This window comes from Mesorhizobium sp. C395A (genome assembly GCF_030323205.1).
GTDB lineage: Bacteria > Pseudomonadota > Alphaproteobacteria > Rhizobiales > Rhizobiaceae > Mesorhizobium.
In genome coordinates this window covers 3,176,946-3,201,579 of the sequence record NZ_CP100473.1, presented here as the reverse complement: position 1 = coordinate 3,201,579, position 24,634 = coordinate 3,176,946, and the positions used below count along the sequence as shown (strand labels likewise).

The 24,634-nt window shown below is 63.3% G+C and carries 28 protein-coding genes; 16 read left to right on the top strand and 12 right to left on the bottom strand.

Annotated features, from left to right (window positions below; all coding sequences use genetic code 11):
• Positions 1-38 precede the first annotated feature (38 nt).
• Complete coding sequence (greA, locus tag NLY37_RS15655; RefSeq protein WP_023683753.1) at positions 39-512, top strand: transcription elongation factor GreA; 474 nt, start codon at positions 39-41, stop codon at positions 510-512.
• 22 nt (positions 513-534) lie between these two features.
• On the opposite strand, the gene waaC is transcribed toward greA, so the two are convergent.
• Genes waaC through rfaD form a run of 3 tightly spaced genes read right to left on the bottom strand, consistent with a single transcriptional unit; the run spans position 535 to position 3,436 of the window.
• Entirely contained in the window at positions 535-1,509 is a 975-nt protein-coding gene (gene waaC / locus NLY37_RS15650; RefSeq protein WP_023741093.1) for a lipopolysaccharide heptosyltransferase I, read from the bottom strand.
• On the bottom strand, positions 1,506-2,513 hold the full coding sequence (waaF, locus tag NLY37_RS15645) for a lipopolysaccharide heptosyltransferase II (RefSeq protein WP_023683755.1): 1,008 nt from the start codon (positions 2,511-2,513) through the stop codon (positions 1,506-1,508). The genes waaC and waaF overlap by 4 nt, the downstream gene beginning before the upstream one ends.
• Positions 2,486-3,436 (bottom strand): ADP-glyceromanno-heptose 6-epimerase, encoded by a 951-nt coding sequence (gene rfaD / locus NLY37_RS15640; RefSeq protein ID WP_023683756.1) that lies wholly within the window; start codon positions 3,434-3,436, stop codon positions 2,486-2,488. Before rfaD ends, waaF begins: the two co-directional genes overlap by 28 nt.
• A 132-nt stretch (positions 3,437-3,568) precedes the next feature.
• Between rfaD and NLY37_RS15635 the strand changes: the two genes are divergently transcribed.
• From NLY37_RS15635 to NLY37_RS15620, 4 genes are all read left to right on the top strand, one after another.
• Entirely contained in the window at positions 3,569-4,201 is a 633-nt protein-coding gene (locus NLY37_RS15635) for a LysE family translocator (protein WP_023671977.1), read from the top strand.
• Positions 4,202-4,325: 124 nt separating this feature from the next.
• Entirely contained in the window at positions 4,326-5,816 is a 1,491-nt protein-coding gene (gene rfaE1 / locus NLY37_RS15630) for a D-glycero-beta-D-manno-heptose-7-phosphate kinase (RefSeq protein ID WP_023741094.1), read from the top strand.
• A gap of 7 nt (positions 5,817-5,823) precedes the next feature.
• Positions 5,824-6,396, top strand: coding sequence for a D-sedoheptulose-7-phosphate isomerase (locus NLY37_RS15625; RefSeq protein ID WP_023741095.1), 573 nt, complete (start codon positions 5,824-5,826; stop codon positions 6,394-6,396).
• Positions 6,389-7,036, top strand: coding sequence for a D-glycero-alpha-D-manno-heptose-1,7-bisphosphate 7-phosphatase (locus tag NLY37_RS15620; RefSeq protein ID WP_023741096.1), 648 nt, complete (start codon positions 6,389-6,391; stop codon positions 7,034-7,036). Before NLY37_RS15625 ends, NLY37_RS15620 begins: the two co-directional genes overlap by 8 nt.
• Before the next feature lie 5 nt (positions 7,037-7,041).
• Here NLY37_RS15620 and NLY37_RS15615 read toward each other — a convergent pair whose 3' ends face one another.
• Complete coding sequence (locus NLY37_RS15615; protein ID WP_023741097.1) at positions 7,042-7,521, bottom strand: Lrp/AsnC family transcriptional regulator; 480 nt, start codon at positions 7,519-7,521, stop codon at positions 7,042-7,044.
• Positions 7,522-7,777: 256 nt separating this feature from the next.
• Between NLY37_RS15615 and trxB the strand changes: the two genes are divergently transcribed.
• Positions 7,778-8,752, top strand: coding sequence for a thioredoxin-disulfide reductase (gene trxB, locus NLY37_RS15610; protein ID WP_023705868.1), 975 nt, complete (start codon positions 7,778-7,780; stop codon positions 8,750-8,752).
• Positions 8,753-8,832: 80 nt separating this feature from the next.
• Positions 8,833-9,729 (top strand): LysR family transcriptional regulator, encoded by an 897-nt coding sequence (locus tag NLY37_RS15605; RefSeq protein WP_023671970.1) that lies wholly within the window; start codon positions 8,833-8,835, stop codon positions 9,727-9,729.
• 22 nt (positions 9,730-9,751) lie between these two features.
• Here the strand turns inward: NLY37_RS15605 and NLY37_RS15600 are convergent, their stop codons facing one another.
• From NLY37_RS15600 to NLY37_RS15590, 3 genes are all read right to left on the bottom strand, one after another.
• Complete coding sequence (locus tag NLY37_RS15600; protein WP_023741098.1) at positions 9,752-10,249, bottom strand: methyltransferase family protein; 498 nt, start codon at positions 10,247-10,249, stop codon at positions 9,752-9,754.
• A gap of 725 nt (positions 10,250-10,974) precedes the next feature.
• Entirely contained in the window at positions 10,975-13,026 is a 2,052-nt protein-coding gene (locus NLY37_RS15595; RefSeq protein WP_023741099.1) for an elongation factor G, read from the bottom strand.
• 245 nt (positions 13,027-13,271) lie between these two features.
• On the bottom strand, positions 13,272-14,132 hold the full coding sequence (locus NLY37_RS15590) for an alpha/beta fold hydrolase (protein ID WP_023741100.1): 861 nt from the start codon (positions 14,130-14,132) through the stop codon (positions 13,272-13,274).
• A gap of 147 nt (positions 14,133-14,279) precedes the next feature.
• Between NLY37_RS15590 and NLY37_RS15585 the strand changes: the two genes are divergently transcribed.
• A complete protein-coding gene (locus NLY37_RS15585) occupies positions 14,280-14,831 on the top strand; it encodes a methyltransferase family protein (RefSeq protein WP_023683763.1) in 552 nt (183 codons plus the stop codon).
• A 48-nt stretch (positions 14,832-14,879) separates the two neighbouring features.
• Positions 14,880-15,275, top strand: a complete 396-nt coding sequence (locus NLY37_RS15580; RefSeq protein WP_023741101.1) for a (R)-mandelonitrile lyase — start codon at positions 14,880-14,882, stop codon at positions 15,273-15,275.
• Between the two features lie 58 nt (positions 15,276-15,333).
• On the opposite strand, the gene NLY37_RS15575 is transcribed toward NLY37_RS15580, so the two are convergent.
• The gene (locus NLY37_RS15575) at positions 15,334-16,536 is read right to left on the bottom strand and encodes a pyridoxal phosphate-dependent aminotransferase (protein ID WP_023683765.1); all 1,203 of its coding nucleotides are present in this window, start codon (positions 16,534-16,536) and stop codon (positions 15,334-15,336) included.
• A 274-nt stretch (positions 16,537-16,810) separates the two neighbouring features.
• Between NLY37_RS15575 and NLY37_RS15570 the strand changes: the two genes are divergently transcribed.
• The gene (locus tag NLY37_RS15570; RefSeq protein WP_023728195.1) at positions 16,811-17,710 is read left to right on the top strand and encodes an EAL domain-containing protein; all 900 of its coding nucleotides are present in this window, start codon (positions 16,811-16,813) and stop codon (positions 17,708-17,710) included.
• The gene (locus tag NLY37_RS15565) at positions 17,707-18,567 is read left to right on the top strand and encodes an EAL domain-containing protein (protein ID WP_023689726.1); all 861 of its coding nucleotides are present in this window, start codon (positions 17,707-17,709) and stop codon (positions 18,565-18,567) included. Before NLY37_RS15570 ends, NLY37_RS15565 begins: the two co-directional genes overlap by 4 nt.
• A 100-nt stretch (positions 18,568-18,667) precedes the next feature.
• On the opposite strand, the gene NLY37_RS15560 is transcribed toward NLY37_RS15565, so the two are convergent.
• Complete coding sequence (locus tag NLY37_RS15560; protein WP_023671961.1) at positions 18,668-18,868, bottom strand: hypothetical protein; 201 nt, start codon at positions 18,866-18,868, stop codon at positions 18,668-18,670.
• Positions 18,869-19,098: 230 nt separating this feature from the next.
• Positions 19,099-19,311 (bottom strand): cold-shock protein, encoded by a 213-nt coding sequence (locus NLY37_RS15555; RefSeq protein WP_015316174.1) that lies wholly within the window; start codon positions 19,309-19,311, stop codon positions 19,099-19,101.
• Between the two features lie 298 nt (positions 19,312-19,609).
• Between NLY37_RS15555 and NLY37_RS15550 the strand changes: the two genes are divergently transcribed.
• On the top strand, positions 19,610-19,936 hold the full coding sequence (locus tag NLY37_RS15550) for a hypothetical protein (RefSeq protein WP_023695754.1): 327 nt from the start codon (positions 19,610-19,612) through the stop codon (positions 19,934-19,936).
• A 162-nt stretch (positions 19,937-20,098) separates the two neighbouring features.
• Here the strand turns inward: NLY37_RS15550 and NLY37_RS15545 are convergent, their stop codons facing one another.
• A complete protein-coding gene (locus NLY37_RS15545) occupies positions 20,099-20,680 on the bottom strand; it encodes a methylated-DNA--[protein]-cysteine S-methyltransferase (RefSeq protein WP_023671959.1) in 582 nt (193 codons plus the stop codon).
• 177 nt (positions 20,681-20,857) lie between these two features.
• Between NLY37_RS15545 and NLY37_RS15540 the strand changes: the two genes are divergently transcribed.
• Both NLY37_RS15540 and NLY37_RS15535 read left to right on the top strand, forming a co-directional pair.
• Entirely contained in the window at positions 20,858-21,787 is a 930-nt protein-coding gene (locus NLY37_RS15540) for a lytic transglycosylase domain-containing protein (protein ID WP_023741102.1), read from the top strand.
• Positions 21,788-21,792: 5 nt separating this feature from the next.
• Positions 21,793-22,281: a GNAT family N-acetyltransferase gene (locus NLY37_RS15535; protein WP_023741103.1), complete on the top strand. Its 489-nt coding sequence runs from the start codon at positions 21,793-21,795 to the stop codon at positions 22,279-22,281.
• Between the two features lie 287 nt (positions 22,282-22,568).
• Here NLY37_RS15535 and NLY37_RS15530 read toward each other — a convergent pair whose 3' ends face one another.
• On the bottom strand, positions 22,569-22,907 hold the full coding sequence (locus NLY37_RS15530; RefSeq protein WP_023683772.1) for a hypothetical protein: 339 nt from the start codon (positions 22,905-22,907) through the stop codon (positions 22,569-22,571).
• A gap of 324 nt (positions 22,908-23,231) precedes the next feature.
• On the opposite strand from NLY37_RS15530, the gene NLY37_RS15525 reads away from it, so the two are divergent.
• Together NLY37_RS15525 and NLY37_RS15520 are read left to right on the top strand one after the other, a co-directional pair.
• Positions 23,232-23,783 carry a DUF4142 domain-containing protein gene (locus tag NLY37_RS15525; protein WP_023741104.1) on the top strand — a complete coding sequence of 184 codons (552 nt, stop codon included), beginning with the start codon at positions 23,232-23,234 and terminating at the stop codon, positions 23,781-23,783.
• Positions 23,784-24,084: 301 nt separating this feature from the next.
• Positions 24,085-24,549: a cupin domain-containing protein gene (locus tag NLY37_RS15520; RefSeq protein ID WP_023672418.1), complete on the top strand. Its 465-nt coding sequence runs from the start codon at positions 24,085-24,087 to the stop codon at positions 24,547-24,549.
• Positions 24,550-24,634: the final 85 nt, after the last annotated feature.

Here is a 24,634-nt window from a genome sequence, read left to right as displayed (position 1 = left end):
CCGAAATGCGGGGGTGGCGGCAGGAAAGGTCAGGCATCATGAACAAGGTCCCGATGACAGGCGAGGGGTTCGCGTCATTGAAGGAAGAACTGCGCTGGCGCCAGCAGCAAGAGCGGCCGCGTATCATCGAGGCGATCTCCGAAGCGCGCTCGCATGGCGACCTGTCCGAAAATGCCGAATATCATGCCGCCAAAGAGGCGCAGAGCCTCAATGAGGGCCGTGTCAACGAACTGGAAGACTATATTGCTCGGGCCGAGGTGATCGACGTCACCAAGCTTAGCGGCGACAAGGTCAAGTTCGGCGCCACGGTGGTGCTGGTCGACGAGGACACCGAGGAAAAGAAGACCTACCAGATTGTCGGCGACCAGGAAGCGGATGTGAAATCGGGCCGTATTTCGATCTCCTCGCCGATCGCGCGCGCGCTGATCGGCAAGGAAGTCGGCGACGCCATCGAGGTCAACGCCCCCGGCGGCGCCAGGGGTTATGAGATCGTCCAGGTGCAATTTATCTAGCACCTCAGATTGCTGGAAGGTCCTATGCCGAAGCTTGGAGCTTAAGGGCTAATAGCTTTTCTGCTTCCGGCACCACCTGTGCCGGCATGAGGCGCTCCCCCGCTGCGGCCAGCAACGTTGAGGCATATTGCCCGCGCGGGCCGGTCAAACCCGGCTCGGTCGCCAGGAACACCGCGACCGTCGGCAGGCCGAAGGCGCTGGCGAGGTGGGTCAGACCGGTGTCGGCGCCGATAACCAGCGTCGAGCGGCCAAGGATCGCGGCAATGTCTGCCAGCGGCGATCTCGGCACCACGATCGTTGACGGCACGGCTTTCGAGATCGCCTTGGCCACCGCCTTCTCACGCTCGTTCGACCAGGTGGTGACCGGCGTCATTCCGCTACCAACCAGCAGGCGAGCCGTTTCGATCCAGTCTTCGGCGGGCCATTTCTTGTCCTCGCGGCTGGTGCCGTGCAGCAGGAAGGCCGTCTTGCCGTCAATGCCGGCCAGGCCGCCGGGAGGCGGCACAATCCCGGATGCGAGCGCCGAAAGATCGGGCTCGTAGCCGAGCGCCAGCCCGAACAGCCGGCGCGTGCGTTCGATGGCGTGCAGGTTGCGCGGCACGGCGTATTTGCGCTGGTAAAACAACGTTGCCGAGGGCTCCCGCGCGCTTGCGCGGTCGAAACCTGCGATTGGTGCCGCTGCCTGTTTCGCCACCAGGGCCGATTTCAGCAGCCCCTGCGCATCGATGGCGAGGTCGTACTCGCCTGCTTGCAGAGCGCGGCGCAAGCTTGTCGCCTCCCGCCATGTGCCGGCGTTGAACAGATGCTTGCGCCAGCGCCGGATGGCGACGGTATGGATCTTTGCTATCGCCGGATGCAGCGCGACGATGCCGGCAAAGGCCTCTTCGACGCACCAGTCGAAGGCGATATCGGGGCGCTTGCGGCGTGCATCTTCGACGGCGGGGAAGGTGTGGATGACGTCGCCCATCGAGGAGGTCTTGACGATCAACACCTTCATGCGGCGGCCGGGAGTTCCAGCAACCTGTCCGCCGCCGCTGCCACTCGGGCAACGTCCAGCGTCTTCAGGCAGTTGAGGTGGCCGAGCGGACAGACCTTCCGGTGGCAGGGCGAACAGGACAGATGCAACCAGATCAGTTCGCGCTGTTCAGCCAACGGCGGCGTGTTTTCCGGCGAGGTCGAACCGTAGACGGCAACGACCGGCGTGCCGACGGCGGCCGCGACATGCATCAGCCCGCTGTCGTTGGACACCGCCAGCCTGGCCGCGGCGATCAGGTCGATGGCGTCCTCCAGCCGCGTCTTTCCTGCCAGATCGACGACACCGGGCGCGAGTGCTGCGATCTCGGCGGTGACGTCGCGATCGTTCTTCGAGCCGAACAACGCGACCTTGAATCCTTTCGCCATCATCTCTCTGGCGAGGCCGGCATAGCTTTCGCTAGGCCAGCGTTTGGCCGGACCGAATTCGGCGCCGGGCATCATGGCGACGAATTTTCCCGGCTGAAGTGCGAAGCGAGCGAGCAGCTCTTTCTGATTGCCGGCGTCGACGGTGAGCCGCGGCGGCCGGAAATGTCCGCCTTGGGCGAGGCCAAAATAGGCCTGCGCGGTGTGCCGTTTGACGGCATCGGGCAGCGGCAAGATGTCGGTCAGCAGGCCATAGCGCATTTCGCGCAAATTGCCGAAACGGCGCGGAATGCGGGCAAAGAACGGGATCAGCGCCGATTTCCAGCTACCCGGCAGGACGTAGGCCATGTCGTAGCGGCCGCGCAGCAGGCGGCCGAAGCGGCGGCGAATGATGAATTCAAGCGCGCCGGGTTGCAGCGGGAAATCGATCTGCTGGCGAATCTCGGGCATGCGCTTGACCAGCGGGGCCGCCCAGGCCGGGGCAAGCACGTCGATGGCGGCGTTGGGATGGAGCTCCTTCAATGCCGAGAACAGGCACTGAGCCATGACCATATCGCCCACCCAGCGTGGGCCGATCACGAGGATCGTTGGGCTTTCAGCCATTCGACATAGTCTCTGACGCCGGTTTCCACGCTGCGGAATTGCCCATTATAGCCGGCTGCGCGCAAGCGGGACATATCAGCCTGGGTAAAACTCTGGTAGCTGCCCTTGAGGTGATCGGGGAATTCGATGAACTCGATCTCGCCCTGGCCCAGCGTATCGATCACGGTCTCGGCAATGGCGCGGAACGGCTGGGCGCGGCCGGTGCCGCAGTTGAAGATGCCGCTCGAGCCGCGCTTCCACAGCCACAGATTGACGTCGGCGACATCGCCGACGTGAATGAAGTCGCGGCTTTGTTCGCCGGGGCCGAAGCCGTCATGGGCGCCGAACAGCTTTGGGTTTTCGCCGCGCCCGACCTGATTGAACAGATGGAAGGCGACCGAGGCCATGGCACCCTTGTGCGCCTCGCGCGGGCCATAGACGTTGAAGTAGCGCAGGCCCGCGACCTGCGAATGATCGGTGTCGAACACGGTGCGCCTGACATAGTCGTCGAATAGTTTCTTCGAATAGGCGTAGACGTTGAGCGGCCGCTCAAGTGCGGGGTCCTCGCGAAACTCCGAACCGCCGCCGTAGACGGAAGCCGAGGAGGCATAGAGGAACGGTATGCGCAGCGAAAGACAGCCATGCAGCAACCGCTTTGAGAAGGCGTAGTTCACGTCCATCATGAACTTGCCGTTCCATTCCGTGGTGGTCGAGCAGGCGCCCTGGTGGAAGACGGCCTCCACTCGGCCTAGGTCGCCGGCTTCCAAGGTGGCCAAGAATTCGTCCTTGTCGAGATAGTCGGCTATCTGCAAATCGGCCAGGTTGGCGATCTTGTGGCCGTCGGTGAGGTCGTCGACGACGAGGATGTCATCATGGCCTTCGGCATTGAGTGCGGCGACGATGTTGGAGCCGATCATGCCGGCCCCGCCCGTGACGATGATCATGAAGGCCTCTGGTTGCTTGCGATTCCGGTCCTTATAAGGGAGGGCAGCCGGGCTGTCGATGAAGCACCACGACGACATAGTGAGACTGCGAAGCGCCCGCTTTATCGAGGCCCGCAAACTAGGGGACAAAAAATGCCGTCGACCGAACTGCTCATTGCGTTTTTCGCCACCACGGCGATCTTTGCCTATATTCCAGGACCGGCCATGCTCTATGCCGCCGCGCAGACCATGGCGCGCGGGCGCTGGTCGGGGCTGACGGCGGCACTTGGCATCCATCTTGGCGGTTATTTCCATGTCTTTGCGGCTGCCGCCGGGCTGTCGGTGCTCTTCCATGCGGTGCCGCCGCTCTACATGGCGGTCAAGCTCATCGGCGCGCTCTATCTGATCTGGCTTGGCGTGTCCTTGTTCCGCAAGCGCGGGGACGGTGACACGGCGCTGCCGGCGATCGAGCGCAAATCGGCGCGCCGGGCATTTTTCGAGAGCATCACCGTCGAAGTGCTCAATCCGAAGACGGCGATCTTCTTCATGGCGTTCCTGCCACAGTTCATCGATGCCTCGGCGGGGTTCCCGGTGTGGCTGCAATTCGTAGTGCTGGGCACCATCGTCAATTTAATGTTCTCTTCGGCAGATATTGTCTGCGTGTTGCTGGCAGGCATGGTGATCGCCCGGCTGAAGCGCTCCAGCCGTGCGCAGCGCATCATGCAGCGGGCGGGCGGGGCGGTGCTGGTCGGACTGGGCGTCCACGTCGCGTTGCAGAAGAGCTGACGGCCGCCCTGACGTTGCGCTGCGCGGATTTGCGGTATATCGGCTTCGCCATGAACGATCCGGCCCGTAAATTGACAATTTTCAGCGTGATTGAGGTCGGCCTTTCCCTCGCATTGCCAGTGACATGATCAAGCACAATCCGCCTTCGCCCGAACCTTTGCACCGCGCCATTGCCCGCTTTGGCGACGTTGCCGTGCTGGTGGTCGGCGACTTCATCCTCGACCGTTTCGTCAACGGCGTCATCGAGCGCATCTCGCCGGAAGCGCCGATCCCGGTGCTGCACGGGCGCGGTGAGACCTCGACGATGGGCGGCGCAGGCAACGTTGTCGCCAACATCGTCTCGCTGGGTGCCAGCGCTATTCCCATATCGGTGATCGGCACCGATGTGGCCGGCGACAATCTGGTGCGGATGCTTGGCGAACTCGGCGCCGACACGGCTGATATGGGGCAGGAGCGCGGCCGCAAGACGTCGTCGAAGAGCCGCTTCAGCGCGCTCAATCAGCAGGTGCTGCGCTTCGATGAGGAAGAGATCAAGCCGCTCGACGACAAGGAACGGGCGGACCTGGTCCGGCATTTTCGCGCCGCACTCACGCGCGCCGACATCGTCATTCTGTCCGACTATGGCAAGGGCATCTTGCTCGACGGCGTCGCTGCCGACCTGATCGCCATCTGCCGCGAGGCGGGAAAACCGGTGCTGGTCGATCCCAAGGGCCGCGACTATGCGCGCTATGCCGGCGCGACCGCCATCACGCCCAACCGCAAGGAGCTTGGCGAAGCTGTCGGTCGCCCGGTTTTCGCCGACGACGAGATCGTCGCGGCGGCACGCCAGCTGATTTCGGCACATGGCTTCGACTTCGTCGTCGCCACCCGCAGCGAAAAGGGCATGAGCGTCGTCGGCGCGGATGAGGCGCGCCACATCGCCACCCAGGCGCGCGAAGTGTTCGACGTTTCGGGCGCCGGCGATACGGTCATCGCGAGCTTCGCGCTGGCTCTGGCCGCGGGCGCCGATCGCATCATGGCCGCCTCCATCGCCAATGCCGCCGGCGGTGTGGTGGTGGGCAAACGCGGCACCGCGCGGCTGACCGTGGAGGAACTCACCGGCGCGCTGTTCCGCTCGCACGGCCCCACCGCCCACAAGGACGCCATCCTCGATGCCGCATCGGCCGCGCGCATGGTGGCGGCTTGGAAGGACGAGGGCCTGAGCGTCGGCTTCACCAATGGCTGCTTCGATATATTGCATGCCGGCCATGTCAGTCTTCTCCACGCGGCGCGCAGCCAGTGCGACCGGCTGGTGCTCGGCCTCAACAGCGATGCCTCGGTGCGTCGGCTGAAAGGCGCCGGGCGCCCGGTCAACGATCAGCATGATCGTGCCTGCGTGCTCGCCGCCCTGGCCTCGGTCGATGCGGTCGTGGTGTTCGAAGAGGATACGCCGCTGGCGCTGATCGAGGCGCTTCTGCCCGACATTCTGGTCAAGGGCGCCGACTACACGGTCGAAACCGTTGTCGGCGCCGATGTGGTGCAGAAGGCGGGCGGGCGCGTCGTCCTGGTCGACCTTGTCGCCGGCAAGAGCACCACCGGCACGATCGGCAAATTGCGCGCCGGTACTACAAACTGAGGAATTCATGTCGGGACTGAACGATTACCTTGTCCGCTCGGCGGCCGCCATCACCGCCACGGTTGAGCGCGACCTGACCAGCGAGATGGAACGCGCCGTGAGCGCTGTGGTATCGGCGCTCTCGTCGGGCAAGGCGCTGCTGGTCTGCGGCAATGGCGGCTCGGCCAGCGACGCCATCCATATCGCCACCGAACTGGTCGGCCGCTTTCTTAGGGAGCGCAAGGCCTACAATGTCATTGCGCTGCCGGCCAACGCCGGGATGCTGACCGCCTGGGGCAACGACTACGGCTTCGACACGGTGTTTTCGCGCCAGGTCGAGGCGCATGGCGCGCCCGGCGGCGTGCTGCTTGCCATCTCGACCAGCGGCAATTCGCCGAGCATTCTGGCTGCCGCCGAACAGGCTCGGATGATGGGCATGACGGTGGTCAGCCTCACCGGCGACAGCGGTGGCAAACTCAAGCCGCTCACCGACATACTGCTCAACGTGCCCTCGACCTCGACGCCGATCATCCAGCAGGGACATCTCTGCCTCTACCACTATCTCTGCGAGGTGGTGGAAGACCGTCTGTCGAATGGCTGACACCGGGGCCTACGGTCCATACCCGCTGGCTGAGCCCGGCCTGTGGGTTGAGCGGGTGGGTTCGCGGGTGTTTCCAGCCAACGCGCCGGCGCTGTTCCTCGACCGCGACGGCACCATCAATGTCGATACGGGTTATCCCGACGATCCCGCCAAAATGGTGCTGCGCGACGGCATCGTGCCGGTCATCGCGGCGGCCAACCGGGGCAACATCCCGGTGGTCATCGTCACCAACCAGTCCGGCATCGCGCGCGGCTATTTCGGCTGGAAGGAATTTGCCGCGGTCAACGGCCGGGTTCTCAAGCTGCTTGCCGCCGGCGATGCCTTCGTCGACATGGTTCTGGCCTGCGCCTACCACGAGGCGGGCAGCGGGCCACTGGCGGTCGCCGACCATCCAATGCGCAAGCCCAATCCGGGCATGCTGCTACAGGCCCGGCAGCGCCTCGGCCTCGATCTCAAACGCTCGCTGATCGTCGGCGACAATCCCGCGGATATGCAGGCCGGACAACGTGCCGGCCTGCCGCGCGGCTGGCTGGTGGATGGCGAGGGAAGTAATGAGCCGGGCTTCGAGGTTCTGCCGCTGCGCAACCCCGATGATCTGGTATGGCTTTTGGGGGCTATCGAGTCGCTCGCCCGAATCTAGGACGATCATGGGGCGCTGAACGCCACCAGCCCTTCGTCCTTGACGCGGCGGATGGTCAGCGCGGTGCGCACCGTGTCGACATTCGGCGCCGAAGCCAGTTCTTCGATGACGAAGGTCTGGAAGCTGCCGAGATCACTCGCCACGCAATGCAGCAGGAAGTCGGATTCGCCCGAGACCATCCAGGCGTCGCGCACGATCGGCCAGCCGCGAGTGCGCTCGGCGAAGGTTTTGAGTTCCGCGTCGGCCTGGTGATGCAGGCCGATCAGGCAGAAGGCGACGACATCCATGCCGAGCGCCGGCGCGTTGAGCAAGGCGCGATAGCCTCTGATGATGCCGCTTTCCTCCAGCCGCCGGACACGGCGCAGGCAGGGCGGGGCGGAAATGCCGACACGGCTCGACAGTTCGACATTGGTCATGCGCCCGTCGGCCTGAAGCTCGCGCAGAATCTTCCAGTCGATGGCGTCGAGGTCGGCTTTCAGGGGCATGGCGGTCTCGGCTTAGCGCAAGAATCTTTCGCGCTCTCGTCCTTAAACGACTTTTGTGTCGATGCCAGCCCTTTGGTCGGGCGATTTCGCAACCGTAACGAAAGCGGCCATTGCGCGAATATGCCTGTAGGCCGAAGCTTTCCGGGGACGACTGCCTGATCGTCTTGCTGGTGTGGTTGGCAACCCTTACATTACCAGCAACATTTCACGTCGTTTTCCAAGGCACACTCGATTGTCTGCCCCGCAGAGGCTTTAGATGACCACCAAGCACGCGCCTGTCCTTATCATCGGTTCCGGCCCGGCCGGCTATACCGCCGCAGTCTACGCCGCGCGCGCCATGCTCAAGCCGATGCTCGTAGCAGGCTTGCAGCAGGGCGGGCAGCTGATGATCACCACCGATGTCGAAAACTATCCGGGCTTCGCCGATCCGATCCAGGGCCCGTGGCTGATGGAGCAGATGCTGAAGCAGGCCGAGCATGTCGGCACCGATATCATCAACGACATCATCACCGAGGTTGACCTCAATGTGCGGCCGTTCCGCGCCACGGGCGATTCCGGCACCACCTACACGGCCGACGCGCTGATCATTGCCACCGGCGCGCAGGCGAAATGGCTGGGCATCCCCACCGAACAGACCTTCATGGGCTTCGGCGTGTCGGCCTGCGCCACCTGCGATGGTTTTTTCTATCGCGGCAAGGATGTCGCTGTCATCGGCGGCGGCAATTCGGCGGTGGAGGAGGCGCTCTATCTCTCCAATCTGGCGAAGAGCGTGACCGTCATCCACCGGCGCAACGATTTCCGCGCCGAGCGCATCCTGCGTGAGCGGCTGTTGAAAAAGGACAATGTCCGAGTCATCTGGGACACGATCGTCGACGAGATCACCGGCCGGCCCGGCAAGACGCCGCTGCCGCCTTCGGTCGAAGGGCTGAAGCTCAGAAATGCGGTGACCGGTGAGGTCACCCACCTCCAGGTGGACGGCGTCTTCGTGGCGATCGGCCATGCGCCGGCGGTGGAATTGTTTGTCGGCAAGCTGAAGCAGAAGCCGAACGGCTATCTGTGGACGGCGCCGAATTCGACCCGCACGGACGTTCCCGGCGTGTTCGCCGCCGGTGACGTGACCGACGATATCTACCGTCAGGCGGTGACCGCCGCCGGGCTCGGCTGCATGGCCGCGCTCGAGGCGGAAAAATACCTGGCCGGCATCGAGGTGCACCGCGAAGCGGCGGAATAATATCTATCAAGACGGCGTCGCAAGCCGTTCAAAAGCCTGATTTTTCATTCAGACGCCAAGAACAGAACGAGGGGAATTCAATGGCGTTGGACTGGGACAAGCTTCGCGTGTTTCACGCAGCGGCGGAGGCTGGGTCGTTTACCCATGCCGCCGAGACTTTGCACCTGTCGCAATCGGCGATTTCACGCCAGGTCAGCGCGCTCGAGCATGACGTCGGGGTGCCGCTTTTCAATCGCCATGCCCGCGGCCTGGTGCTGACCGAGCAGGGCGAAATGCTGTTCCGCACGGCGCATGACGTGCTGATGAAGCTGGAGACCATCAAGTCGAAGCTGACCGAGGCAAAGGACCGGCCCTCCGGCGTGCTGAGGGTAACGACCACCGTCGGGCTCGGCGCCGGCTGGCTGACCGAGCGGGTGCAGGAATTCATCGAGCTCTATCCGGAAATCAGCCTGCAGCTGATCCTGGCCAATGAGGAACTCGACCTCACCATGCGTCAGGCCGACTGCGCGATACGGCTGCGCCAGCCGCAGCAGCCCGACCTTATCCAGCGCCGCCTGTTCACCGTGCATTTCCACCTCTATGCCTCGCCGTCCTATGTCGGCAAGCACGGCAAGCCGACCTCGGTCGCCGATCTGAAGAACCATCGCATTGTCACTTTCGGTGTGCCGGTGCCGTCGCATCTGTCGGAGCTGAACTGGCTGGAAACGATCGGCGATTTCGACGGTGGGCAAAGGGTGCCGACGCTGCAGATCAACGACATCTTGTCGATCAAGCGCGCCGTGCAGGGCGGCGCCGGCATCGCCATGCTGCCCGACTACGTGATCTCCAAGGAATCGGATCTGGTGCAGCTTTTGCCGGAGACCGAGGTGCCGTCCTTCGACACCTATTTCGCCTATCCCGATGCAATGAAGAACCAGGCCAAGCTGCACGTCTTCCGCGACTTCATCATCGCCAAAGCGCGCAGCTGGTCATTTTAAACATGGCCTTGGGAGGTGCTGGTCACCCCCGCCAAGGCGTCAGCCGTGGCAGCCAGCCGGGAACATTGCGGCGGTAGGTCTCGTATTCGCCACCGTAGCGGCGGGCGAGAGTCGGCTCCTCATAGAACCTGACGAAAGAGCCCATGACGATCGCGCCGATGGCGGCATAGGCAGCGACGCTCCAGCTTGAAAACAGCAACGCCTGGCCGAGGATGATCGACAGCACGGCGACGTACATCGGGTTGCGGACATGGCGGTAGACGCCGCCGATCACCAGTCTCTCGGTGGGTGCTACAGGCGCCGGCGTGCCCAGGCCTTCGAGCGCGAAGCGGGCAAAGGAATGGACGAGCAGGGCGATGGCCGCGACGATCAGGAGGGAGCCAGCCGGCAAGAAGCCGGGCACCGTCGACAGCGGCAGACGGTAGCGGTCCGTCAGCAGCCAGGGCACCAGCCGGGCGACGACACAAGGTGCGGCGATGAAGAAGACCGCGCTGCCGGCGATCGCCTGAGGTGTCCGCATGTCAGGTCTCCCTTCTTCCGGCCGACCCTTCCCATCCCGCTGCCGCAAAAATAAACGCCTGCTGCCCGATTCAACGTCATTCGGCTTTTTGCCCGCGAGCGCGAGAATCAGCCCGACTTGCGGTTCTGCGAAGGCAACAGCACGGTCGCGCTATTCATTTGGCAACTTTTCGTGGTCCTATGGCCCCTAGACACGGGTTAGACCACAGCCTGTACCTTTTTGCATGCGTGTGTTGCAAAATAGATGCTTGTTTCTTGGGCATGAACAGCACATATATAGATCATCTCCTGGGCGCGTTCTCCTCCCATTAGCGCCCTCGAGTGTTCCCCTCTGGAGGTTAGCCTTAACAGGCACTTCCAATCAAACTCAGCCGGATCTTCATTGATCCGGCTTTTTTGTTTCCGGGCCTGCCGTAGCCAGCGAAAAATCGAGCAAAATCGCCGCGTAACAGTGACATGTAACCTCAGGTAACATGCCGCAGGCGCGATTCATCGTTTAAGCAGATCATAGGACGCGGTGTGGTTCGACCGGGAGATGGGGGCATCACTCGGAAGATCCGGGCTCAGGCGGCTACCGCGTCCGAACCTATTCGTCTGCCAGTGCCGTATGGCGCGGCGGATACGTGCGGCGGACCTGCCGTTTTCCTCCCAAGAAGACGGTCCGCAATAAGAGCGGCGTCCGGATCATCCGGGCGCCGTTTTTTGTGCGGATCATCCTTCGGCCTGTCAGGCAGCCTTGCCGTTGGCGTTCATCGCCTCGTCGGCCAACCGTCCGGTCAGCTCGGCCATGTGATCGAAGGCGCAACGATAGCTGGCGACGCCGGAGGTCGCCGAGCGCAGTTCGACGATCAGGTCGCCGATCTCGGCCTGCGGCATGGTCGCCTCCACGACATCCCATCCCGGCCAGTCAGGCCGCGCGTCGTAGCCAAGGATCTGACCGCGCCGTTGCGGGATCAGCGCAATGATCTTCGAAGTGGCTTCGGACGGCGTGACGATCTCGACTTTCATGACCGGCTCGAGCAGCACCGGCGAGCAGGCCGCCATGCCTTCCTTCATGGCCAGCTTGGCCGCCATCTGGAAAGCCATGTCGGAGGAATCGACGGCGTGGTAGGAGCCGTCGGAGAGGTTGACGGCGACATCGACGACAGGGAAGCCGAGCGGGCCGGATTTCAGATAATCGCGCACGCCGGTTTCGACCGACTGGATGTAGGTCTTGGGCACGACGCCACCGGTGATGGTGTCCGAGAACTGAAAGCCGGAGCCGCGCGGCAGCGGCTTGATCTCGATCACCACATCGCCGAACTGGCCATGGCCGCCGGACTGCTTCTTGTGGCGGCCGCGCTGCTGCACCGTCTTTCGGATCGTCTCGCGATAGGGGACGGCAGGCGCATGGCCTTCGACCGGAATCTGATTCTTGCCTTCCAGCCGCTCGCGCACGACCCGCAGATGCATCTCGCCATGGCCGGACAGCACGGTCTCGGCCGAGTCCTGGTTGTGGCGCAAGGTGAGCGAGGGATCTTCCTCGGCCAGGCGCTGGATGGCCGCCGACATTTTGACCTCGTCCTTGCGCTCCTTCGGCCGTAGCGCAAAGGCAAAGACCGGCTGCGGCGGCGTAAGCGTGACCAGCGGCTTGATACCGCCCTTCGTGGAACTCAACGTCTGGCCGGTCTTGACCTCGTCCAGCTTGCCCAACGCCACCGTGTCGCCGGCCTTGGCAGCGGTGAGCTTGGACTGGTCCTTGCCGAGCATCTTGTAGATGCCGGAGACCTTCGCCGTCTCGCCATTCGACAAATAGAGTTCGGCTGCATCGGCGATCTGGCCAGAGAGTACGCGCGACACGGACAGCTTGCCGCCATGCGCGGTGTGGATGGTCTTCATCACCTGGACCACGGTGTGATTGCCGTCGGGGACGCCGAGCCGTTTGCGCGTCGCCTCGACATCCGGTGCGTCATGGCGGATCGCCTTCAAAAGGCGCAGCACGCCGTTGCCTTTTTCGGCGGTGCCGATCAGCACCGGCGTTATGGCGCCGGCGCGCAGGTCGGCGGACAGATCGTCGAAGACCGCGTCTTTCGGCGGCTCGATATCCTCCAGCAACTGCTCCATCAACTGGTCGTCATGGTCGGCAAGCGTCTCCAGCATGGAGAAGCGAGCCTCCAGTTCGCGCGCCTTGTCGTCAGTTGGAATTTCGGCAACCTGGCTTTCGGCATATTCGCGGTAGATGTAGGCGCGCTCCAGCGCCAGGTCGATCGAACCGATCACCACATTGTCCTTGCGCAGCGGAATCTGGCGCAGCAACAGCGGCGCCGCGCTCGTCGGCTGCAGCATCTTCAGCGTATCGCGTACGCCGGCGATTGCCTTGTCGACCTTGTTGAGGAACAGGATGCGCGGCACGCCGAGATCGTCGAGCTTGCGCATGATGAGCTGCAAGGCTGGGATCTTCTTCTCGTCGGCCTCGGCGACGACCACCGCGAGATCGCAGGCTGCCAGCACCGGCTCGGCCTCGAAGGAGAATTCGATCGATCCGGGACAGTCGACGAAGGTAATCTGCTCCCCCATGAATTCGGTGGTGGCAAAGGTCGCCTCGACGCTCATGGCGTGCGCCCGCGCTTCGGGCGAATGATCGGAAACGGTGCTTCCCGATGAAACGGGATTTTGGCGGGGGATGGCGCCCGTACGGGCGAGGACGGCTTCGAGAAGTGTCGTCTTACCGCTTGCAAAGGGACCGACTATGGCAATGCATTTCGGTCCCGTGCGTCGTCCTCCGGCGCGAGTACCCATGGCTGACCTCCACTCAGGCGTTGCCCTTGGAGTGCGATCAGCAAAAGTGGAAACGGTTTTGCGCCGATCGCACCCTGTCGTGAGCGGCGGCCGGCCTGTTCGACCGTCGCGGGCGGGATTGTTTTCATTTAGCCACCTGCCCAACCCATCGTCCCACGGGTTAGCCGGGAGGGCAAGGAAAATAGAAATCGCGCCGCCGTTAGGCGGCCGAGGCAAGACCCGGGGATCAGAACCGTCGGGCGATTTCAGCTTGCCTGAGTGCGGCGCGTGGGCGTGGCGGCTGCACTCTGCTTCACCACCATCTCGGCGTAGCGCGACAGCAACGGGTTGAACAGGTCCGGACGTTCCCAGAAGGGCGCATGGCCGGCGCCTGGTATGACATGGCACTGTTCCCACAGCGAGCTGTAGGCGACGGTCTCGAAATAGCTCAGCCGCACCAGCGGATCATGCTCGCCATTGATCACCGCGACGGGGAACGGAGCGTGCTCGACCACCTGTTTCTGGTCGGCGCCCTTGCCCGCAAACATGGAGCGCGCCACGCCGGCGCGAAGCCGACCGTCGGTGCGCCTGATGGCTTCGCGGAAAGACGGACTGGCGGTGTCGCCGTAGCACAGAGCCTCAAAACGCTCGATGTCGCGTTCGGAGTAGACCTTCTTGGAGGCGAGCAGCATGTCCCAGTTGGCGTGAAAGCCGCGCAGCATGCCAAGCGGCCCCCGCGACACCGGCGGCGCTCCGGTCAGCACCAGGCCGCTGACCGCATGGTGAAAGCTGGCCAGTTCGACCGCCACATGGCCGCCGAGCGACCAGCCGAAGATGATGGCGTGGCCGATGCCCAAAGCGTCGAGAAGCCGGGCTGTGGTCTGGGCAAGGCCGGTAATCGTATAGGCGGTCGCCGGGTCGCGGGCATCGGAGGACTCGCCGTGGCCGGGAAGTTCGAAGGCGATCAGCCGATGGGCGTCGGCAAGCGGGCTATCGAACTGACGGGCAAACACGGCGCGCGAACTGCCCGAGCCATGGATCATGACGATGGGAAGGCCGGACCCAGACGACTGGCTGAGGCGCAAGTCGGCCTGCGGCGTGCGGATGGTGCGGTGAGTGATGCTCATGCTGGATTAGACCTTGAGATTTGCCTGACCGCCAACATCGCATCGCTGGCTCTATATGTTCTTTAAACATGTGGTTAAGAAAGGATTTCTAAAGAGATAGCCGGCACGATTGCTGGCTCCATGGCAATCACGCGCGGAATCCCGACAATGGAACCAGTCCTCGATCTTCTTGTCTCGATCTGCAGCATCGCGATGCTTGGCCAATATGTCTGGTCGATGCGGGCGCATTTCCAATCGCAGGCGATGTCTCCAGGCGCCATGGTGATTTCGGCGGCGGTCATCGCCACGGCGCTGTTCTTTCTCGCCACCCTTTGGATCCAATCGCAGCCGGGTTCGGCAAAGCTCACCGGACTTGCCGTCGAACTGGCGAGCTCTGCCCTGTTCTGGTGGGCGATCGTCACGTCGCGCAAGGTGCGGCTGCGCTTCGTCTTCGCACCCGACGATCCGCACAGCCTGCTGACCCACGGCCCCTACGGCCATGTCCGCCACCCCTTCTATACGTCCTACATCGTCTTCTGGATCGGCTGGGGGATCGCGACCTGGTCGGTCTGGGCGTTGGTGCCGGTCGCCGGGATCGCTATCCTCTATGTTTTTGCGGCGCTGGACGAAGAGAAGAAATTTTCGCGCACGCCGCTGGCCGGAGCCTACGCGGACTATCGCGTACGTGCCGGCCTGTTCTGGCCCCGGCTGGGGTGGTAGCCGGCACCGGGGCAGGGTAGGTTCTGCCAAACTTAGGGATCACCAGAGATGAAGATCATTGCCTGCGGCAGCGTGCCGACCATCATCGCGCCGGACCAGTATTTCACCGGCCGCGTGCTGCAGACGCCCATCATCGAGAAGGAAGCGCCGGCCCGGCTCAGAGCCACGCTGGTCAGCTTCGAGCCCGGTGCGCGTACCCACTGGCACACGCATCCGCTCGGCCAGACGCTTTATGTCACTGCGGGGGCCGGCCTTGCGCAGACATGGGGCGGGCCGATCCAGCAGATCAAGGCGGGCGACGTGATCTCGTTCGAGCCCGGCGAGAAGCACTGGCACGGCGCGGGTCCAAAGACGACAATGACCCACGTCGCCATGCAGGAAGCGCTGGACGGCGTCCACGCAGATTGGATGGAAGCGGTCACCAGCGAGCAGTATGGCGGCTGAGGTCTGCTCTTGACAAAAACCCGGCTCGAAAGGCCGGGTTTCATGTCTCGGAGCCTGATCAGGTCAGCGATGCAGTGAATCGCTGGATGCGGGTGCAGGCTTCCTCCAGCAGCGTCTCCGACGTAGCGTAGGAGATGCGGAAGTTGGGGCCGAGGCCGAAGGCAGAGCCGAACACCACCGCGACACCCTCGCCTTCGAGCAATTCGGAGCAGAAAGTCTCGTCGGTGTCGATTATCTTGCCGGCTTTGGTCTTCTTGCCAATCAGCTGGGCACAGGACGGGTAGACATAGAAGGCGCCTTCCGGCGACGGGCAGGTTATGCCGCGCGCCTGGTTGAGCATCGACACGACGAGGTCGCGACGGCCCTGAAAGATCGCCTTGTTCCTGGCGACGAAATCCTGCGGGCCGTTGAGCGCCTCGACCGAGGCCCATTGCGCGATGGTGCAGGCGCCCGAGGTCTGCTGGCCCTGGATCATGTCCATCGCCTTGATCAGCTGGACGGGACCCGCGGCATAGCCGATGCGCCAGCCGGTCATGGCGTAGGCTTTCGAGACGCCGTTCATGGTCAGCGTGCGCTCGTAGAGTTTCGGCTCGACCTCGGCGATCGTCCTGAAGACGAAGTCGCCATAGGTCAGGTGCTCGTACATGTCGTCGGTCAGTGTCCAGACATGCGGATGCTTCAAGAGCACGTCGGCCAGCGCGCGCAGCTCGGCTTCCGTGTATGCGGCGCCGGACGGGTTCGACGGCGAGTTCATCAACAGCCATTTGGTCTTCGGCGTGATCGCCTTTTCCAGCACGGCGGGAGTGAGCTTGAAACCATTGTCGATCGAAGTATCGGCGAACACCGAGGTGCCGCCGCAGATCGCCACCATTTCGGGATAGCTGACCCAATAGGGGCGGGGGATGATGACCTCGTCGCCTGGGTTCAGCGTCGCCATGAAGGCGTTGAACAGGATCTGCTTGCCGCCGGTGCCGACAATGGTCTGCTCGGGCTTGTAGTCGAGATTGTTCTCGCGCTTGAATTTTTTTGCGATCGCCTCGCGCAGCGGCGCGATGCCCGAAACCGGCGGGTATTTGGTCTCGCCGCGGCGGATCGCCTCGATCGCCGCATTCTTGATGTTGTCGGGCGTGTCGAAATCCGGTTCGCCGGCGCCGAGGCCGATAATGTCGCGGCCGGCATTTTTCAGCTCGCGGGCTTTCTGCGTCACCGCGATGGTGGCGGAAGGCTTTACGCGGGCAAGGGCGTCGGCAAGAAAGGCCATGACCAGATATCTCCAGAGGGGTCGGCGCAACCGCAAACAGCTGCGGCGCTTCTCATGTCGCATCGACCCGGCAAGTGCAAGCATTGTCGGATGAGCCAGGGTCAAGGACCCGTGGAGATCGGCTTTTTGGAGCGCGTGCATGACGGTTTCACTCTGCGTTGCGGGCTCTGCAATCGACGCCTATCCCCGGCAAGACTAAATTCATCAACGGCCGCTAAAACCTTTGACGGCAGGATCGCCAGCCATTTCGCCTGTCTCGCGGAGCGAGGGACCCTTGTCGCGCAGCACCGGGCTTGCCCACATCATCCGTCACGATGACGGCACCGCTTCAGGTGTCTGGGGTCCCTACACGCTGCAGAGCGCCTTTCAGCCGATCTTCGCCTTCAAGGACGGCAAGCTCTCGATCGCAGCGTTCGAGGGGCTGATCCGGCCGTTTCGTGACGGCGAGCCGCAATCGCCGATGAACTTCTTCCGCACCTGTCCGGCCGGCGACCGCCTGCATATCGAGGCGCTGACGCGCACGCTGCATTTGCTCAATGCCGGCGCCTGCCTGCCGCAAGAGGCTTCGATCTTCGTCAATTTCGATCCGTCGGTGTTTACCGAGCGCTCCATCGCCGACAACGCGTTGCGCGACATGCGGCTGGTGCTGCACGAAGCCGGGATCGATCCGCGCCGCATCGTGTGCGAGGTGACCGAGCAGAAGTCGGCGTCGCAGGAAACGCTCTACAGCTTTGTCGAGGCGCTGCGGGCCAATGGCTTTCGCATTGCCGTCGACGATTACGGCGCCGATGAATCCGACATCAACCGCATCAAGGAGCTCAAGCCCGACATCGTCAAATTCGATGCGCACTGGATCACGCAGCTCATGGAATCCGGCGCCGGCTTTGCCCTGCTGACTGCCATGGTGACGAACTTCGAACTACAGGGCATCCGCACGGTGTTCGAAGGCATCGAGGAAGGCTGGCAGCTTGAATTGGCCGAGAAATCCGGCGCATCGATGGTGCAGGGCTTCGTGCTGGCGAAGCCGGAACTGGCGCCGACCAGCTTTCGCGCTTTCGGCAAGGATGGGCAGCCGTCTGTCGCGGCGGCCGAGCCTGGCAAGACGCCTGCCGGCCCGACTGCAGCGCCTCCGGCGCGGCCGGGCAGGGTGTTCGGGCGCAGGACCGGGCCATGACCGGGCAACGCGAGAGGCGTCGCGATATCGGCGAAGCGATCTTTGCCGACGAGGTCGGCATCGAATACGGCGTCTATGGCGCGTTCCGGCTGAAGAGCGCCTACCAGCCGATCTTTGCGCCACGCGGTGGCGCGTTGGCCGCGGTTGCCGTCGAGGCGCTGATCGAACCGCAGCGCGCTTCCATGCCGGTTGCACCGGCCATGTTCTTCGACAGTGTTGCGCCGGGCGACCGCCTGTTTGTCGAGACGATGTGCCGGATGCTGCATCTGAAAAACTTCCGCAACATCGGCGTCGACGGGCTCGACCTGTTCTTCAATTACAACCCGATGATCAACGATCATCTCGGGCGGGCGCTGGCCGAGATCCGGCTGATGACGCGGCATCTCGGCGATCTCGACCTGCATGCCGCCATGCTGGTCTGCGAGATCACCGAACAGGCGGCCGACGATAATGTGCTGGCCCCGCTGGTGCGCGAGATGCGGCGCCACGGCATCCGCATCGCCATCGACGATTTCGGCACCGGCCACTCGACCGCGGAGCGGATGAGCCTGCTTCAACCGGATATTGTGAAGATCGACGGCGGCTGGTTCGCCGAATTCTGCCGCCACGCTGCCGCCGAGCGCTTCTTCCGGCCGCTCGTCTCGTCGCTGCACGATCGCGGCGCCAAGGTGCTGGTGGAAGGCATCGAGCAATCCGTGCATCTGCGCGTCGCGCTGGATGGCGGCGTCGACCTGCTACAGGGGTTCCATCTCGGCCGCCCGGCGCTGGCCGGCACGATCTTCAACCGGGAGCCGCTGTCGATCGAGGCGCTGCTTGGCGCCGACAACAAGGTGGTGCCGCTGCATCTACGGCGCTGATTTGTGCTCGCGCTTGCCGCCGCTTCGCGGCTCGTTCCGGACCGGACGCCAACGGGCGCGATGCCCGGTTGGGCTTGCGGCCTTCGGCCGTAGCGCGCATTCAAAGAGGGCGAACTCGGCCCGCGTGAAGTTCAGCCAAAGCCTGCTCGGCAAACTTATCCAGCCGGCCAGCCTTGGCGTCCGCCTCGATCTGCATATCCCACACCTCTGCCTGGTACGCTGCGAACCATTTGGTAAAGGCCTTTAGTTCTTTGGTGTTCAGGGCTGCGATGGATCTTTCAATCTGTTCGAGCTTGGTCATGGGGCGAAACTAGCATGGCCATCGTCCAATTCCAGACAAACAAAAAGGCGGGATAAATCCCGCCTTCCCATTTTCGGTAGCCTGATCGGAGCTTTAAGTCCGGGCCGGCAGCTATCTGCTGATCCAGCTTGTCGGGTCTTTCCGCTCCAGCGCGCTTCTCGCGCGACCGTCAGTACATCCGTGACTTGCCGCGCGCCCCGAACTCTCGTCCGGCGCGCGCTATCGCAAAATCAGGCTGCCTTGCTCAGAGAACCAGCGGACGACTTGCCAGTGCGGCGGTCCTGCTCGATCTCGAAGTTGATTTTCTGGCCTTCGACCAGGGTCGACAGCCCAGCGCGCTCGACAGCGGAGATGTGAACGAAAACGTCCGCACCGCCCGAATCAGGCTGAATGAAGCCGAAGCCCTTGGTGGCATTGAACCACTTGACCGTACCAGTTGCCATATGAATAGTCCTCGCATTTGCTTTGGTTTGACCGAACCGAGGTTCAGCCGGTTTGTATCGAGATTTTGGAGATAGACGTCAGCAAACGCGAAGATCGCGAGGCCCGGATCGATCGGCCGAAATATCAATGGAGCTGATATAGGCGGGTTTCGCACCAAAAACAAGATGGCTCGAAAAATGGCGTTGCGCTGGCGCCGCCCAAAGGCCGCCCCAATCGCATGAAAGCGTCGCGCAATCGGGAAGATCGGGACGCCCGACGGCGTTAGTCCGGTTTTGGGAGACTGTCATGAAAACGGTTGTGAAAACCATTCTGCTTGCCGCCTGCCTGACGCTCGCGGCCGCCGAGGCGCAGGCGATCTCGCGCTACGACCCCACTCGTATGAGCTGCGACAGGGTGCAAGGCACGATCGCCCGCCAGGGCGCGGTCATCCTGCGCTATCAGTCCAGGCGCGTGCCGGGCCTGCCGCTCTTCGACCGCTATGTGCAGAGCCAGCAATTCTGCAATGTCGGCGAGGTCAGGAAGCGCGCCTATGTGCCGAGCGCCGATACCGAATCCTGCCCGGTCTATCTCTGCAAGCGGGTCGAGAACGACCATTTTCACCGCCGCTTCCTGCGCCGTCATTAGGCATATTGATATTAAGGTGAGGCCGGCCTGCGAACGATGGTCTTCTGCGCTTCCGGCGCCCACGTACATTAAGTACGCTCCGCTCCGGTTCTCGAAGACCATAGTTCTCGGTGCGGCCTGACCTGAATCTCAACATACCCAGCCGGCATACCATTCAAGCTCTTAGAACCCGAACGAGACCTGCGCCGCCGGCGGCGGGCCGACGCGCACGCCTTCCATGGCCAGCATCTTTTCCTTGGTGGCCGAGCCGCCGGGCGCCGAGAAGCCGCCGATCTTGCCGCCCGCGGCTAGTATCCGATGGCAGGGGATGACCAGCGGCACCGGGTTGGCGCCCAGCGCTGCCCCGGTTTCGCGCGGCAGGCCGGCTTGGCCGGCGCGCTTGGCCAGTTCGCCATAGGTGGTGGTTTCGCCGTAATGCAGTTTTCGCGCCGCGTCGTAGATGGCGAGACGGAAGTCGTCGACGCCGTCGAGATCGACCGGCACACCGGAGAAATCGACGTCCTCGCCTGAGGCATAGGCCTTGATCGAGGCGATGAGCTCGACCACCCATTGCGGCTGCCCAATGTTCGCAGTCGTATTGGCGGCAACACCGGCATGCCGCATCAGCCGGCGTTCCACCGCTTCGCGGCTCCTTTCGGGCAGGCAGAGCCGGATCAGGCCCTTTTCGCTCCAGGCGATGCCCATGAAGCCGATCACTGTTTCTAACACTGCGTGGCCGGCTGTGATCGAAGATGCCGTTTCCATGATGCGCTCCTTTCCGCAAAGTGGCGAAAACCGGGATGCCGACCGGTACATATGCAGAACAATATGGCATCTGAGCCCGGCTCTCGCCACCCGAAAACCACCAGATGGTCCCGATTGCCCACCAGGAATCGCTGGTGTAAGGACTTCTTAACAACCGACAAATCGGACCCGCGCGGCTTGCCAGCAAAGTTCAACCTTATCGCGATCTCTGTGATCGTCGGCGCAGCTGCCCTCAGCGGCTGCCAATCGACCTCGCAGATGAAGGCCACGCCTGCGCTGACCGAAACCGCGACCGCCGCCGGCAGCGATGCCGGCTTCACCTTGCCGCTGCCCGATACGGTTTCGGTGCTACCGCAATCCTCGGGCCTAACACCCGTTCAGTCGGCCGAAGCGACGCCGGCCACGCCAGCGCTCGATGCCGCTGCGCAGCCGGTTGCCGCGACGGCGGCCTTTGCCGGCGCGACGCCCACGGCCCCGGCCGTGCCCGCGGTCTTGGCCGCCAATGCTTGGCAGGCGCCTGCGCCCGCCAACGCTGGACAGCCGGTCGCGGCGCAATATAAGACCGCCGGCCTTGTCATGCCGGCGACCGCCAAGGGCGGCCAGAACGCCATGCCCGGCGTGCAGCAGGTAGCCTATGTCGTGCCGCAGAACCCGGCTTCCTTGGGCCAGTTCCCCGCCGCGCCGCTCGGTCTCCCGGAAGAAGAGCATGCGACCGGCATGCGCGGCGATGTCGACCGGCTGATCCAGAAATACGCTGCTCTCTACGAGGTGCCGGTCGATCTGGTGCGCCACGTCGTCAATCGCGAAAGCACCTACAATCCCAAGGCTTACAATAACGGCCATTGGGGCCTGATGCAGATCAAGCACGCGACGGCGCGCGGCATGGGCTTTGACGGGCCGGCCAAGGGCTTGTTCGACGCCGAAACCAATCTGAAATACGCTGTCAAATATCTGCGTGGCGCCTGGCTGGTGGCGGGTGGCAACGCCAAGAAGGCCGATTGGCTCTACCAGACCGGCTATTATTTCGACGCCAAGCGCAAAGGCCTGCTCGAGGCGACCGGCCTCGGTGTCGACCGCAAGCGCCGCCGGCTGCAGCCCGACGCCTGAGCACGATGCCTGAACCGCGCCCGCCGGCTCCAAACGACATCCGGCTGCGCAAGATCCTCGACGAGACGCTCGTTGCACCGCACTGGCCGGACGGCTTTACCATGCGCTGCTTCGAACATGGTGACGCGCAGCCCTTGCATGCGCTTTTGAGCGAGGTGTTCGACGACGGCACCGACGGCCCGTTCGACGAATGGTGGCCGCGCATATCCAGCGATGCCGAATTCGACCCGGCGCTGTGTTTCCTGGTCATCGACGCCAAGGGACGGCTGGCGGCGGCAGCGCTGTGCTGGACGAGGGCTTTCGTCAAGGACCTCGCGGTCCATCCCGAAGCGCGCGGCAAAGGAATTGGCGAAGCGCTGATGTGGCAGGCTTTCAACGCCTTTCGCGATCGAGGCGCGGCCCATGTCGACCTCAAGACCAACACGGTCGAGAACGCCGCCGCGCTCCGGCTCTACGAGCGGCTGGGAATGATGCCTGTCGCATGGGAAGGGTAAGGGCTTTTTTCTTGCCGCAATTCCCTGGGGAAAACGCTACGCGCTTTTCCCAGGAAAACCGGTTCCCACTTTTCCTGGAATTGCTCGAGCGCTGTTGAAATCCTTCGGATTGTGAACTGCTTCACATAGGCCGTCGCAACCGGATGCTACCTCACCATCCATGCCTTTCGACCGATGGCGGATCGACGACTGGCAGATGTGGAGGGGCTGCACCGGCATGTGTTCAGCCACTCCTTGGCGGGTCCCAGGCGGGGGTTTGGGGCCCGCCAGTCGTTTTGCGGCAGCCCTCAGATATCAGGCGCATTGCCGATCTTCTTTTTGAGCTCAAGCGCCCAGGCGCGGCCCTCGTCGCCGCCCCACAGCAGCCAGGCGATATGGCCGGCCGATGGATTGTCTTCATTGCCGTAATTCTTGCCGCGCTTGTCGACCTCGTGGCGGGCGAAATAGCTGACCATGCGGCGGATGGTGGATGGCGCCAGCTTTTCGCGGTTCTTGAGTTCCGTCGCCCGCGCGACGCCGATCTCGGTGCCGCCACGGCCGAACTGCTTGCGCAGCCTCAACCCCTTGGCGGCATTGTCGGCCACCACTTGCGGGCAGCGCAGATCGATCTCTTCATCCTCTTGCATGTGTCTCCCCAGCTCCGGAAACCTAACCTGCAGACGCAATACAGGGAAGTGCAACCGGCTCCCAATGCAGCGCCGTCCATTAGGATCAGCGCGCCATCGGCATCTGCGAGATCCTGTGGAACCTTATGGATTTCACGCCTGAGGGTCGGCCGAACTGGAACGAACAGCTGCAATATGGCGAGGCGTGCTGTCCTCAGGTTGGTCCGCCAGGGGCTCGGGACGGCTCTTCGGCAGATGGTCCCTGACGAATAGTTCTCCGGACGCAACCCTGCCGCCAATGCCGCGTTTGATTAGCCGAGGGAAATTTTCAATCGGAGAACTCAGATGAAAACGCTTCTCACCATTGCCGCCGTCGCCTTGTTCGCCGGTGCCCCTGCCGCCTTTGCGGCCAACTCGACCGCGGTCGCGCCTGCCATGGCCGCCAGCAAGGTCGATACCCCAACCTTCGTCAAGACCGTGCCCAGCTCCAACGAATTCGAAATCCAGTCGAGCAAGCTCGCGGAGGAGAAATCCAAGGCGGCTGACGTCAAGAAATTCGCCAAGCAGATGGTCAAGGACCACACCAAAGCCGGAAAGGAGTTCAAGGCGGCGCTGAGCCAGGGCCAGACCACCGGTTCGACCAAAGCCGCGGGACCGGCCCTGCAGCCGAAGGAGCAGGCAATGCTCGACGAGTTGAAGAGCGCAAGCGGCAAGGATTTTGACGCCAAGTACATCCAGATGCAGACGGACGCGCACAAGGAGGCAGTTGCCCTTTTCAGCAGCTATGCCAACTCGGGCGACGACCCGGCGATGAAGGAATTCGCCAAGAAGACGCTGCCGACGCTGCAGATGCACGAGAAGCACGTGAAGGAACTCGCGGCCGCGCATCAGGGTTGAGGGCTGGTGACTGGCCAGCAATAGCATTCTACGGCGCCCCCCTCTGTCCTGCCGGACATCTCCCCCACGAGTGGGGAGATCAGCAGCGTCGGCGCCGTGCTTTCTTGCGACGGTGAAAATTGGCGAAGGCTGAGGCGACAGCCAATCTCCCTCCTTGCGGGGGAGATGTCCGGCAGGACAGAGGGGGGCGCCGTAGAGTGCGACGGCCGATGCCTGCCGTTGGCAAGGCATTGCGGCAAAGTGGCTCTGTGGCTGCGCCGGCAGTGACATACATTGCCGCCACCAATTCAATGGAGCTCCCATGCCCAAGATCGACCTGTCCACCGTGCCTGTCCGCAAGGGCTCCGGCTACCCCGCGCCCTTCGACGCCCCTTGCGCCGAGCGCACACGCCACCGCCTCGGCGATGCCGGCGGCCTCACCGATTTCGGCGTCAACCTGATGACATTGCCATCAGGCGGCTGGTCCAGCCAGCGCCACTGGCACAGCCATGAGGACGAGCTCGTCTATGTGCTGGAAGGCGAACTGGTGCTGGTCGAGGATGGCGGCGAGACGCTGCTCAAGGCCGGCGACTGCGCGACCTTTGCCAAGAACAGCGGCAACGGCCACCACATGATCAACCGCTCGTCCACAACGGCGCGCTATCTCGAGGTCGGCTCGCGCAATCCGGATGATCTCATCACCTGCTCCGACATCGACATGATGAGCCCGAGTTCGGATGGCAGGTTCCTGCACAAGGACGGCATGCCCTATCCGGGGCAGGGGTGAAGCTGGACTATGGTTCGGCGCTGGCGTTCGCTGGGCGGGGGGATAAGCTCCTCACAATCAAAGGTGGCGCAGGCCCCCTCATCCG